General features: G+C 31.8%; 14 protein-coding genes. 9 read left to right on the top strand and 5 right to left on the bottom strand.

The window, feature by feature from the left end; all coding sequences use genetic code 11:
- Positions 1–11: 11 nt before the first annotated feature.
- From B4H69_RS07975 to B4H69_RS07985, 3 genes are all read right to left on the bottom strand, one after another.
- Complete coding sequence (locus tag B4H69_RS07975) at positions 12–668, bottom strand: SCO family protein (protein WP_180904838.1); 657 nt, start codon at positions 666–668, stop codon at positions 12–14.
- On the bottom strand, positions 661–957 hold the full coding sequence (locus B4H69_RS07980; protein WP_180904837.1) for a YHS domain-containing protein: 297 nt from the start codon (positions 955–957) through the stop codon (positions 661–663). Before B4H69_RS07980 ends, B4H69_RS07975 begins: the two co-directional genes overlap by 8 nt.
- Positions 958–1,126: 169 nt before the next feature.
- On the bottom strand, positions 1,127–1,432 hold the full coding sequence (locus B4H69_RS07985) for a hypothetical protein (RefSeq protein WP_180904836.1): 306 nt from the start codon (positions 1,430–1,432) through the stop codon (positions 1,127–1,129).
- A 254-nt stretch (positions 1,433–1,686) separates the two neighbouring features.
- Here B4H69_RS07985 and ppk2 (B4H69_RS07990) point away from each other — a divergent pair, with 254 nt between their 5' ends.
- The 4 genes from ppk2 (B4H69_RS07990) (at position 1,687) to rplS (ending at position 4,616) form a co-directional block, all read left to right on the top strand.
- On the top strand, positions 1,687–2,493 hold the full coding sequence (gene ppk2 / locus B4H69_RS07990) for a polyphosphate kinase 2 (RefSeq protein WP_375730949.1): 807 nt from the start codon (positions 1,687–1,689) through the stop codon (positions 2,491–2,493).
- 17 nt (positions 2,494–2,510) lie between these two features.
- Entirely contained in the window at positions 2,511–3,329 is an 819-nt protein-coding gene (gene ppk2 / locus B4H69_RS07995; protein WP_180904835.1) for a polyphosphate kinase 2, read from the top strand.
- A 17-nt stretch (positions 3,330–3,346) separates the two neighbouring features.
- A complete protein-coding gene (gene ppk2, locus B4H69_RS08000; protein ID WP_180904834.1) occupies positions 3,347–4,150 on the top strand; it encodes a polyphosphate kinase 2 in 804 nt (267 codons plus the stop codon).
- 115 nt (positions 4,151–4,265) lie between these two features.
- Complete coding sequence (rplS, locus tag B4H69_RS08005) at positions 4,266–4,616, top strand: 50S ribosomal protein L19 (RefSeq protein ID WP_019975296.1); 351 nt, start codon at positions 4,266–4,268, stop codon at positions 4,614–4,616.
- Positions 4,617–4,695: 79 nt separating this feature from the next.
- On the opposite strand, the gene B4H69_RS08010 is transcribed toward rplS, so the two are convergent.
- Together B4H69_RS08010 and B4H69_RS08015 are read right to left on the bottom strand one after the other, a co-directional pair.
- A complete protein-coding gene (locus tag B4H69_RS08010; RefSeq protein WP_180904832.1) occupies positions 4,696–5,562 on the bottom strand; it encodes a cupin-like domain-containing protein in 867 nt (288 codons plus the stop codon).
- A gap of 84 nt (positions 5,563–5,646) precedes the next feature.
- A complete protein-coding gene (locus tag B4H69_RS08015) occupies positions 5,647–6,888 on the bottom strand; it encodes an NAD(P)/FAD-dependent oxidoreductase (RefSeq protein ID WP_180904831.1) in 1,242 nt (413 codons plus the stop codon).
- Between the two features lie 88 nt (positions 6,889–6,976).
- Here B4H69_RS08015 and B4H69_RS08020 point away from each other — a divergent pair, with 88 nt between their 5' ends.
- The 5 genes from B4H69_RS08020 to B4H69_RS08040 all read left to right on the top strand — a co-directional run bounded on the left by B4H69_RS08020 (position 6,977) and on the right by B4H69_RS08040 (position 11,844).
- On the top strand, positions 6,977–8,482 hold the full coding sequence (locus B4H69_RS08020; protein WP_180904830.1) for an HAL/PAL/TAL family ammonia-lyase: 1,506 nt from the start codon (positions 6,977–6,979) through the stop codon (positions 8,480–8,482).
- A 10-nt stretch (positions 8,483–8,492) separates the two neighbouring features.
- Positions 8,493–9,608, top strand: coding sequence for a WG repeat-containing protein (locus B4H69_RS08025; protein WP_291093427.1), 1,116 nt, complete (start codon positions 8,493–8,495; stop codon positions 9,606–9,608).
- A gap of 22 nt (positions 9,609–9,630) precedes the next feature.
- Positions 9,631–10,362 (top strand): 3-oxoacyl-ACP reductase FabG, encoded by a 732-nt coding sequence (gene fabG / locus B4H69_RS08030; RefSeq protein WP_291093429.1) that lies wholly within the window; start codon positions 9,631–9,633, stop codon positions 10,360–10,362.
- A 5-nt stretch (positions 10,363–10,367) separates the two neighbouring features.
- Positions 10,368–11,594, top strand: a complete 1,227-nt coding sequence (locus tag B4H69_RS08035) for a beta-ketoacyl-[acyl-carrier-protein] synthase family protein (RefSeq protein WP_180904827.1) — start codon at positions 10,368–10,370, stop codon at positions 11,592–11,594.
- A 1-nt stretch (position 11,595) separates the two neighbouring features.
- A complete protein-coding gene (locus B4H69_RS08040; protein ID WP_114999643.1) occupies positions 11,596–11,844 on the top strand; it encodes a phosphopantetheine-binding protein in 249 nt (82 codons plus the stop codon).
- Position 11,845 lies beyond the last annotated feature (1 nt).

An 11,845-nucleotide genomic window follows, 5' to 3' on the forward strand; every position in this document is an offset into this window, starting at 1 on the left:
GGTTTTAAATTTTATTCTGCAAGAAGTTTTTTAATATCTTCTTTTAAAAATTCTATTTCAGGATGGTATTTTCCACCAAGAGAAGGTTCTTTTCCTTCAGGGTCTTTATAATTCAGTCCCGAATAAAACAACATTGGAACACCCATTTTATCATATCGACTTCTGATATTTCCTTGTTTATCAACCAATGCAAGTTTTCCACTATGATTTAGACCTTCGGCAGTTGTTTCATCTTTTCCAACATAAATATTGAATTTATCCGAAAGTTGTTCAATATTTTCTCGATTCGAAGTTAAATAATGCCAATTCGGAGATTTTACACCAATTTGTTTTGCATATTCTAACAATCGAGCAGGTGTATCTCGTTTTGGATCAATCGTAACCGAAATAAAACCAAGGTTTGCATCATTTATTTCATCTTCTATCGAACGTAAATTATGGCTCATCACAGGACAAATCGTTGGACAACTTGTAAAGAAAAATTCTACAACGTACACTTTTCCTAACATATCACGATTTGTAATCGTTTGATTATTTTGATTCGTCATCGAAAATTCTGGAACTTTCATTACGGTGTAAAGTTCGTCTTTTGGCTTATTTTTTAACCAAAAAACAGTTCCAATAACGCCTAAAATAATAACAATAACGGCTATTAATTGTTTATTCATGAATATGTTTTTCTGGATTTTTTAGAAATTCTTCTTTGCACATTGTCGAACAAAAACCATACGTTTTTCCTTGGTAATTAGCTGTATCACTCAAATGTTCCGCAGTTTTCATTCCGCAAATTGGATCAACTTCGTTCACAACCGCAACATCCAATTTAGTTGCTGCTTTCATTTCTTCGTGAGAAACATGTTTTACTTCAAAATTCTCTTGTTTTGGTTGCTCTTTGTTACAAGAAAATAATGCAAACCCTACTACGATTAAAGTGAATATATTTTTTAAGTTTTTCATTTTAAATTGTTTATTTGTTTTTAATTAAATTAAAATTCGTCAATTCGAGTGATTTTTAGAAATATTACTTCGATAAACTAAGTACAAGTATTTCTAAAAATTGTATCGAGAATTAAGATGAATTTTATTCGAATTGACGGTTTTTTTCATCGAAATCTAGAAATAAAAACTAAACAATTGGCGGATGAAAAACTAAACGAATAATATAATCAGAATTAATATCTAGATAATAATCAGTTGATAATTTATTTTTTTGCGTAAAATATTTTTTTGGAGAAATAATTTGTTTTTGAGGAACAATCGCATCTAAAATTTTGACCGAATTTTTGACAAAATGATTTTCTGACTGATTCTTTTCACTTTTCGAAATTTCATCTTTCAAATAGCAAAAACCATTACAAAGTAATTCAGGTTTTTCTCGATTTTCACAAAGTTTATTTGCGATTTCTTTATAATTCAAAACATAATCTATCATCGGCATTAAAGGACGAAATGCGATAGAAAATATGAGTGATATGAAAAATAGTATGCGCAAAAAACTAATTTATTGACAAATTTAACCAAATTGATTGAGGTTGAATATGATAAAATTTATGATTTTAAAAGAAAGATTTATCATAATCTTCACTTTTATGTTCTGTAAAATTTTTACCTTAAAAAAGATTTTACAATCTATAAATATTTATGAAAAAAAGTAAGATTTTAGATTTTACAACAACCGAAGAACTAATGCATTTTTTAGTTGAAAATCAAGAAGAAAATCCTCTCTATAAAAATGTGATAAAGAAGTTTGAATACGAAAATGAGTTACTAAAACTGCAATCAGAATTAGTAAATCTTCAAAATTGGATTTCGACAGAAAAGAAAAAAGTTGCAATCATTTTCGAAGGGCGAGATGCTTCAGGAAAAGGAGGAACAATTCGCCGTTTTCGCGAGCATCTTAATCCGCGTTCTATGCGTGTTGTTGCATTGAATAAACCTACAGAAGTCGAGCAAAATCAATGGTACTTCAATCGTTATATCAAAGAATTACCAAATGCTGGGGAAATTGTTTTTTTTGATAGAAGTTGGTACAACAGGGCGGTTGTAGAGCCAGTTATGGGGTTTTGTACAGAGCAACAATATGAGCAATTTATGGTGCAAGTTTCGGAATTTGAACATATGTTGTACGAATCAGGGACATATATTATCAAATTGTGGTTTTCTGTGACGAAAGAGGAGCAGCAAGCACGTTTTGATTCGAGGTTAAATAATCCGCTTAAAAAATGGAAATATAGTCCAGTTGATGCTAAAGGACAGGAACTTTGGGACGAATTTTCGCATTATATCAATCAAATGTTTACGCGTACGCACAACTCTTTTTCGCCTTGGATTATTGTCAATGCAAATGATAAAAATACTGCAAGATTAGAAGCTATTCGTTATGTGCTTTCTTTGTTTAATTATAAAGGAAAAGAGGATGCTGAAGTAAATTTGATGGTGGATCCAAATGTGATTGAGCGTTATTATCGAATGGTAAAAGAACTAAATCATTAATTTTAGATAGTAAGAAAATGGAGTTAAAACCGAAAGATTTAAAATTAATCGAAACAAAAAAAGGTCTTGTTGGACTTTTGCAATCTGATCATGGGAAATTGAATTTTGCGAAAGCCTTGCGTACTGTAAAATATGAAAATAGGATAGAGCAATTACAAGAAGAATTGATAAAATTACAAACTTGGGTAGCCGAAAATAAACGGAAAGTAGTGATTGTTTTTGAAGGCCGAGATGCAGCTGGAAAAGGTGGCGCAATTCGTCGAATTGTAGAACATTTAAACCCTCGTGAGCATAGAATTATAGCACTTCCAAAGCCTAATGAAGTAGAACGTGGACAATGGTATTTTCAACGTTATGTTCGTCAACTTCCTCGTGAAGGAGAAATAGTCTTTTTTGATCGTTCTTGGTATAATCGTGCTGTTGTAGAACCTGTTAATGGTTTTTGTTCTAATGACGAATACGAAACGTTTATGAACGAAGTGAATGATGTCGAAAAAATGTGGATTAATTCAGCAATATATTTGATTAAAATTTATTTTTCGATTACAAAAGAACAACAAGCAAAACGTTTTGCAGATATTGTAAATTCACCAACCAAACGATGGAAGTATAGTTCTGTTGATCAAAAAGCGCAAGATTTATTTGATGTTTATTCCGCTTATAAAGATGTAATGTTTGAGAAAACAAATACAGATGTTGCTCCTTGGAAAATCATTGATGCCAACAAAAAGTACAAAGCTAGAGTAGAATCGATGGAATATATTTTGTCTAAAATACCTTATGAAGATAAAAATAAACGTATTTTGAAACATCAAAACTTAGAAGAAGAAAATTAATCATCAAATCTATAATTATGGCCGAATTTGATTTAAACGATTTAGAAAAAATAAATAATAAGCAAGAAATCATTGATTTTTTGGTTAAACATGATATTATAAAAGAAAAGAAGTTCAAAGAACAACTTGCTTATGAGAAAGAACTGAAGGAACTTCAAGAAAAATTGTTAGAAATACAATCTAAAGTTATTCAGGAGAATAAACGTGTATTAATTATTTTCGAAGGTCGAGATGCGGCTGGAAAAGGAGGAACAATTTCGAGAATAACAGAATTTCTAAATCCAAAAAAATATCGTGTTGAAGCATTACCAAAGCCGACCGAAATAGAACAAGGACAATGGTATTTTCAACGATATTTTAAAGAATTACCAAATGCAGGAGAAATCGTTTTTTTTGATCGTTCTTGGTACAATAGAGCGGTTGTCGAGCCAGTTTTTGGATTTTGTACAGAAGATCAACATTCAAAATTCATGAAACAAGTTGTAGAAGTAGAGAAGCTTTTGCAAGATGATGGAATTATTCTGATTAAAATTTTTCTTTCAATTTCGAAGGAAGAACAAGCAGAACGATTACAAGAGCGAAAAGATGACGAAATGAAACAGTGGAAATTAGGAGCATTGGATCAAAAGGCACAAGAGTTATGGGACATTTATACCAATTATATCGATAAAATGTTTCAACAAACAGGAACAGAAAGTTCGTCTTGGCTAGAAATTGTGACAGATGATAAAAAAGCTGCTCGACTTTTAGCGATGAAATCAATCATTGCTAAATTAGAAAATAAAACTTTTGAAAATGAATTAGTAAAAATTCATTCATAAAAGAAAGAGAATCATTTGTATAATCAAGATTTTTGATTAATTTTGCACCCACATTGTTCAACCTCTGACGAAAGACGTTTAAGTTGCTCAATTCTAATAAATTGAAATTATAATAATGGAAAATTTAGTAAAATACGTACAAGAGAAATACGTAGCTAAAAAAGAGTTCCCAGCTTTCGCAGCAGGTGATACTATTACAGTTTATCAAGAAATTACAGAGGGTGGAAAAACTCGTGTTCAGTTCTTTAAAGGGGTTGTTATCCAAAGAAGAGGACAAGGAACTACAGAAACTTTCACAATCCGTAAAATGTCTGGAGATGTTGGTGTAGAGCGTATCTTCCCAGTTAACATGCCAGCGTTACAAAAAATTGAAGTAAACAAAAAAGGTAAAGTTCGTAGAGCTCGTATCTTCTACTTCAGAGCATTACGTGGTAAAAAAGCTCGTATCAAAGACGCTGCTTACTAAAAACTGCTTTTTTAGGAAAAATATAAAATCCGTTCGATTATCGAACGGATTTTTTTATTTTAATAATTTTTTAAAAATCTTATTTCTCTATCCCATAATACTTATGACTTTTCTTTATCGCCCATTTTTCTTTGAAGTTAATCCATTTTCCTTGAAATAGTTTACGCATTAATTTATCGGTGTAACGCATAATAAAAACATGATAAACTGTATTCATTACTTGGAAAAACTCATTAGGAAAAGCACGTAAAGACATTGAGAATCCTGCTTCTAAATAGCGATTATAATGCCAATAACCACGCGGGATAAATAGCGCATCACCGTGATTCATGACAAAATCAAAACCTTTTGCGTGTTTTAAAGCAGGGAATTTTTCGTAATCGGGATGATCATAATCGATTTCGTAAATGGTATGTACCGAAAGTGGTACTTTATATAAAGCTTTGGATTGTTTTGGATCAAACAATAAAATTTGTTTATCTCCTTGAAATTGAAAATGAATAAAATCGGTCATATCTACATCATAATGCATCAAAACTTTTGCTTCACTTCCTCCAAAAAAAAGAGTAGGTAAACGCTCAAAATACTTTAAACCAAGATCAGGGTAAGTAAAATTTTTGAGTAATTCGGGAATTTTATCTTTGATAATAAAAAAGAAAATTCTTAAATCAGAGGGCTCTTTTTTGATTAAATCCACATACTCATTAAACTTCATATGCGTTGCAGGAGTATCCGAGCTTTTGTTAGCATCAGCAGGTTTGCTGTCATATAAAGGCACAATTTGTTCTCCAGCTTTTTCTTTGATATAATCGAGATTCCATTTGTCAAAATCCTTCCAATTCTTCGCATAACCTTTCAATAACAAAGGTTTTCTTTTTTTGAGATAATTTTTGATAAAATCTTCTTTCGAAATTGATTCAACTGTATCAATAGCTTGAAATTGCATACGTTTTAAAGTATTGGATTACTCAAAAATAGAGAATCTATCTGAATTAAAAACAAAAAAGCCAACATATTGTTGACTTTTCATTTATTCTGTTTCTTTAACCATTCGAATCAGATGCGCCATATTCCGGATGACGCTATAATGTTTTTTAACAAATGGATTTTCTTTGTTCCAAACATATCCTGCTAAAACAGCACAAATTTTTTCTTTGACATCAGGATTTTCAGGTTGATGGAAAAATAATTCTTGCAAATTTCCGGTATACCATTCTTGTACATAAGTGGTAAAAACATCGATTCCTTCTTTCATATAATCTTCGTAATCGGTTTGCCAATCAACTTTTTCACCATTTATTTCTTTAATAGCAAGTTTCGCAGCTTTCAAACCACTTTCTGTTGCGAAACAAACGCCAGAAGAGAAAACAGGATCTAAAAACTCGGTACTATTTCCTGTTAAAACATAACCATCGCCAAACATTTTAGTTACCGCAGCAGAATAATTTTTTAACCAAATTGGATTAAATTCAAATGGTAAATTACCAAAGCGATTGACGTAAAAATCGGATTTTTGAATTGCATTTTGCAAAGCTTCCGTTGTATCTTGATTGGTTGATAATTGATTAATATAATCTGTTGGGCCAACGATTCCGACACTTGTTTTTCCATTCGAAAAAGGAATTACCCACAACCAAACTTTTGTTTCGATAATATCAAATGAAATCTGCGTTCCCTCTCGACCTTTAGGGCGACGAACATCATCAATATGCGTGAAAATTGCTGAATGAGGATTTAGTTTTGATGGGCTATCAATATTTAATAATCGTGGTAAAACACGACCATATCCACTCGCATCAATTAAAAATTTTGCATTGATTTGATAAGTTTCTCCATTTTGTTTTTTAACAGTTGTAATCGAGTTTTTTCCTTCAAATTGAACATTAATTACCTCTTCATTAAAACGTAAATCAGCACCTTTGTCTATAATTGCATCAGCTAAAGTCATGTCAAAATCAGCGCGTGGAACTTGCCAAGTCCAATCTTTTCCTTTACCAAATTTTTTACTGAAATCGAAAATACAAATCTGTTCACCTCGAATAAATCTCGCACCAGGTTTTACTTCGAAATTTTGTTTCTCTAAATATGGTAACAATCCAGCTTCTTCGAAATGATCCATAGAGCGAGGGATTAAACTTTCACCTACAACAATTCTCGGAAATTGAGTTTTTTCTAAAACAATAACTTTAATGTTTTTTTCTCTTAAATAGGCTGCTGCAACCGATCCCGAAGGTCCTGCACCGATGATTAAAACATCTGTATTTTCAATCATGACTTTTTGTATAGTTTTTTAATTATTTTTGCAACTGATTGAGGGAGTAAATAACCAAAATCGATAAATCTTTTACCTAATCAATAACATGACAAAATTAACAATTGACACTATAGAAAACATACTTTTTGAGAATAAAAAATTATTGCTCGATAAATCAACATTTGATCGTGTGGAGAATAGTTTTAAATTCCTGAAAGAATTTTCAAAAAATAAAATAATTTACGGCGTAAATACAGGTTTTGGACCAATGGCACAATATCGTATTGAGGATGAAAATACAATTCAGCTTCAATATAATTTAATCAGAAGTCACTGTACAGGAATTGGAGAACCGTTGACGTTAGATCAAACAAAAGCTGCGGTTATTGCACGTTTTAATACGCTTTCATTGGGATATTCTGGGATACATCCTTCAGTTTTAGTATTGATGCAAGAATTAGTGAACCGTGATATTTTACCTGTTATTTATCAACATGGAAGTGTAGGAGCGAGTGGAGATTTGGTTCAATTGGCGCATTTAGCTTTGACATTAATTGGAGAAGGTGAAGTTTTTTATCAAGGAGAAATCAAATCGACGAAAGAAGTTTTTGAACTTGAAAATCTTCAACCAATAGAAGTTCATATTCGCGAAGGTTTATCAATTATGAATGGAACTTCGGTAATGACGGGAATTGGAATGGTTAATTTGATAAAAGTAAATCAATTAATTAATCTTTCGATTACGTTAAGCTCGATGATGAATGAGATTGTTCAATCTTTTGATGATCATTATTCAAAACCATTGAATGAAGCTAAACAACATGCTGGTCAACGTTATATAGCGAATAAAATGACCGATTTTTTGAATGACAGTAAATTAGTCAAAAAACGTGCTGATGAACTATATCAAGAGCGTACCGAGAAAATTTTTGAAGAAAAAGTACAAGAATATTATTCGTTGCGTTGTGTTCCTCAGATTTTAGGACCAATTTATGATACATGGAATGCCGCGAAAGAAGTGTTAGAAAATGAAATAAATTCGGCAAGTGATAATCCAATTATCGATGTAGAAAATCAAACTGTTCATCATGGTGGAAATTTTCATGGCGATTATGTTTCATTAGAATTGGATAAATTAAAATTAGCTGTTACGCGTCTATCAATGCTAAGTGAACGTCAATTAAACTATTTAGTTAATCCAAAAATCAATAATATTTTACCTCCTTTCGTTAATTTGGGAACGCTTGGTTTTAACTTTGGTTTGCAAGCTGCTCAATTTACGGCGACTTCTACAACGGCAGAAAATCAAACACTTTCTACGTCGATGTATGTGCATAGTATTCCAAACAATAACGATAATCAAGATATTGTGAGTATGGGGACAAATGCAGCGACGATTTGTGCAAAAGTGATTGATAATACGTTCGAAGTGTTGACGGTTCAGAGTTTGGCTGTAACGCAAGCGATAGAATTTTTACAAATACAAGATAAATTATCTTCGAAAGGAAAAGCTTTTTATGATTCGATTCGTAAAATTGTTCCTGCGTTTAAAGAAGATGAGGTGATTTATCCTTATCTTAAGGAAGTGAAAAATTATTTACTGAAATTTTAAAAATATATTGATGAGAAAATATCTTTTATTATCATTTTTAACTGTCTTTTTTGAAATATTATCTGCACAGAAATTAGCATTAGTAAAAACAAAAAATAAAATTGGATTTATTGGTGAAAATGGACAATATTTAATAGAACCTCAATATTCTGATGCAAAGGATTTTTCAGAAGGACTTGCTGCAATTAAAAAAGGAAATTTTTGGGGATTTATTAATAAAGAAAATCAGTGGGTAATAGAGCCTCAATATTCCAATGCAAAGAAGTTTAATTCAGGAATAGCAATGGTTGAGATTGATAAAAAATGGAGATACGTTAATACAAAAGGTGAACAACAAAATTATCCTTTAACTGATAAAGTATATGATTTTAATGAAGGTGTTGCATTTATCCGAAAAGGAGATTTGGTCGGTTTAATTGACTATAATGGAAATGTACTTGTTGAGCCAACATATCATGTTATTAGAACTTTTATAAATGGATATGCGAAAGTAGCATTGAACAAAAAGTGGGGTGTAATTGATACAAAAGGAAATTTGATTGTCAACTTAGAATATGATGATGNNGTTGGAGAATTTAATCAAGATGTTGTTTGGGTAAAAAAGGGAGCTGATTTTGGAATTGTTTCCAATAATCAATTTATAGCTATAGAAGGAGTAGATTTTATTGGGAATTTTAACTCTGCTTCATACACTTTTGCTCGAAAAAATCATAAGTTTGGTTTTATAAATAAAAAAGGAGAGTGGATAATAACACCTATTTTTTCTAATGCAAAATCATTTTCTAATGGGTTGGCTCCTATTGAAGATAAAGGTAAATGGGGATTTATTAATGAACAAGGAGAAGTCGTTATTCAACCAAAATATAATAATGCAGAAGTTTTTAGTGAAATAGGATTAGCTCCAGTAAAAGAAGGTAGTAAATGGGGATTTGTCAATAAAGAAGGTAAATTAGTCATTCCTGCTTTGTATGACATCTCTGTAAGTTTCGGATTTTCACAAAAAGATAAAGGGTTCAATGGTAAATTAGCTCGAGTAAAGAAGCAAGGAAAGTGGGCTTTTCTTGATGAGAATGGAAATGTATTAGCAGATCAATGGTTTGATAATGCTGAACTTTTTAATGATTAAAAAAAAATAGATTTTATAAAGCATGAAATGTGCAATTGTAACAGGTGGTTCTCGTGGAATTGGAAAAGCAATTTGTTTGAAAATTGCCGAAGAACATGATTATCATCTTTTGATAAATTATAATTCGAATGAAGCTGCTGCGTTAGAGACTTTGAAAGAAGTGGAAGCATTAGGTGGTACAGGAGAAATTTTAAAATTTGATGTGGCTGATGCAAATCAAACACAACAAGTTTTAACAGAATGGACAGAAAAAAATACAGATGCAATTGTAGAAGTTATTGTTAACAATGCAGTGATTACGAAAGACAATTTGTTTATGTGGATTTCGCAAGATGATTGGTCAAATGTTATTAATACGAGCTTGAATGGTTTTTACAATGTAACTCACTTTTTTATTAATCCATTATTGAGAAATAGATTCGGAAGAATTGTTAATATAGTTTCTGTTTCTGGATTGAAAGGAACGCCAGGACAAACCAATTATTCTGCTGCAAAAGCTGCTGTAATAGGAGCGACGAAAGCATTGGCACAAGAAATAGCAAAACGTAATGTAACGGTGAATGCTGTAGCACCAGGTTTTATCGAAACGGATATGACAGATGAATTGGATCAACAAGAATTAAAAAAGCTGATTCCAGCCAATCGTTTTGGAAAAGACGAAGAAGTTGCCGATTTAGTAAGCTTTTTGGTTTCTAAAAAATCGAGTTATATCACGGGAGAAGTTATTAATATAAATGGAGGAATTTATTCTTAGATAAAATGAGCCAAAGAGTCGTAATAACAGGAATGGGTATCTATTCTTGCTTAGGAACATCATTAGAAGAAGTAACAGAATCTTTACATCAAGGAAAATCAGGGATTATTTTTGATGAAGAACGCAAAGAATTTGGCTTTAAATCTGCTTTGACGGGAACTGTTCCAGCACCAGATTTGAAACCTTTTTTGAATCGTAGACAACGAATTACAATTGGTCAAGAAACGGAGTTTGCGTATATGGCAACTTTAGAAGCATTGAAAAATGCTAATTTGACGGAAGAATATATCAAGACTAACGAGGTCGGAATTATATATGGAAACGATAGTGTTTCGAAAGCAATTATTGATGCAATAGATATTGTTCGCGAGAAAAAAGATACAGAATTAATTGGTTCTGGAGCTATTTTCAAATCAATGAATTCTACTATAACGATGAATCTTGCGACAATTTTTGAGTTGACTGGAATCAATTTTACAATTAGTGCAGCTTGTGCGAGTGGTTCGCATTCGATTGGTTTAGGTTATATGATGATCAAAGATGGTCTGCAAGAGATGATTATTTGTGGAGGAGCGCAGGAAATCAATAAATATGCAATGGCAAGTTTTGATGGTTTGGGTGTTTTCTCTGAAAATGAAGAGCATCCTGAGAAAGCTTGTCGTCCTTTCGACAAAAACCGTGATGGTTTGGTGCCGAGTGGAGGTGGAGCAACATTGATTTTAGAAAGTTATGAATCTGCTGTAAAACGTGGTGCGCCAATTATTGCTGAGGTTTTGGGTTATGGTTTTTCATCAAACGGTGGACACATTTCTACGCCAAATGTAGATGGACCAGCAATTGCGATGAACAGAGCGCTGAAACAAGCAAAAATTTCGGCTGATGAAATTCAGTATATCAATGCACATGCGACTTCTACGCCAGTTGGTGATGCAAACGAAGCAAAAGCGATTGACCAAGTTTTTGGAAAAACGAAACCTTTTGTAAGTTCTACAAAATCGATGACGGGACACGAATGTTGGATGGCAGGAGCAAGTGAGATTATTTATTCTAACTTAATGATGATGAATAACTTTATTGCACCAAATATTAATTTCGAAGAAGCAGACGAAGATTCAGCTAAATTAAACATTGTTAAAGAAACCTTAAATAAAGAATTTGATGTATATTTGTCGAATTCTTTTGGATTTGGTGGAACAAATTCTGCCTTAGTAATTAAAAAATTTAACTCCTAATATGGTGAAAAGTCAAATCGCTGAAAAATTAAACGCTATCTTAATTGATGAATTTGAGGTTGATCCTTCTGTGATTTCAGAGGAAAAAAATATTAAAGAATCTTTAGATTTAGATAGTTTGGACTATGTTGATTTAGTGGTAATCATTGAATCTAATTTCGGTGTGAAATTAATTAAAGAAGATTTTCAAAATATGATAACTTTTGAAGATTTCTACGCAATTGTAGAACAAAAGTTAGAAAATAAATAAC

Source organism: Empedobacter sp. UBA6745, from assembly GCF_002453775.1.
Taxonomy (GTDB): Bacteria; Bacteroidota; Bacteroidia; order Flavobacteriales; family Weeksellaceae; genus Empedobacter; species Empedobacter falsenii_C.

Bases quoted from the DNA above. Each gene is read 5' to 3' on its own strand.
- ppk2 (WP_375730949.1), top strand. From the start codon at position 1,687: ATGCATTTTTTAGTTGAAAATCAAGAAGAAAATCCTCTCTATAAAAAT.
- ppk2 (WP_180904835.1), top strand. From the start codon at position 2,511: ATGGAGTTAAAACCGAAAGATTTAAAATTAATCGAAACAAAAAAAGGT.
- ppk2 (WP_180904834.1), top strand. From the start codon at position 3,347: ATGGCCGAATTTGATTTAAACGATTTAGAAAAAATAAATAATAAGCAA.
- B4H69_RS08035 (WP_180904827.1), top strand. From the start codon at position 10,368: ATGAGCCAAAGAGTCGTAATAACAGGAATGGGTATCTATTCTTGCTTA.
- B4H69_RS07975 (WP_180904838.1), bottom strand. From the start codon at position 668: ATGAATAAACAATTAATAGCCGTTATTGTTATTATTTTAGGCGTTATT.
- B4H69_RS08015 (WP_180904831.1), bottom strand. From the start codon at position 6,888: ATGATTGAAAATACAGATGTTTTAATCATCGGTGCAGGACCTTCGGGA.
- rplS (WP_019975296.1), top strand. From the start codon at position 4,266: ATGGAAAATTTAGTAAAATACGTACAAGAGAAATACGTAGCTAAAAAA.
- B4H69_RS08020 (WP_180904830.1), top strand. From the start codon at position 6,977: ATGACAAAATTAACAATTGACACTATAGAAAACATACTTTTTGAGAAT.
- B4H69_RS08010 (WP_180904832.1), bottom strand. From the start codon at position 5,562: ATGCAATTTCAAGCTATTGATACAGTTGAATCAATTTCGAAAGAAGAT.
- fabG (WP_291093429.1), top strand. From the start codon at position 9,631: ATGAAATGTGCAATTGTAACAGGTGGTTCTCGTGGAATTGGAAAAGCA.
- B4H69_RS07980 (WP_180904837.1), bottom strand. From the start codon at position 957: ATGAAAAACTTAAAAAATATATTCACTTTAATCGTAGTAGGGTTTGCA.
- B4H69_RS08040 (WP_114999643.1), top strand. From the start codon at position 11,596: ATGGTGAAAAGTCAAATCGCTGAAAAATTAAACGCTATCTTAATTGAT.
- B4H69_RS07985 (WP_180904836.1), bottom strand. From the start codon at position 1,432: ATGATAGATTATGTTTTGAATTATAAAGAAATCGCAAATAAACTTTGT.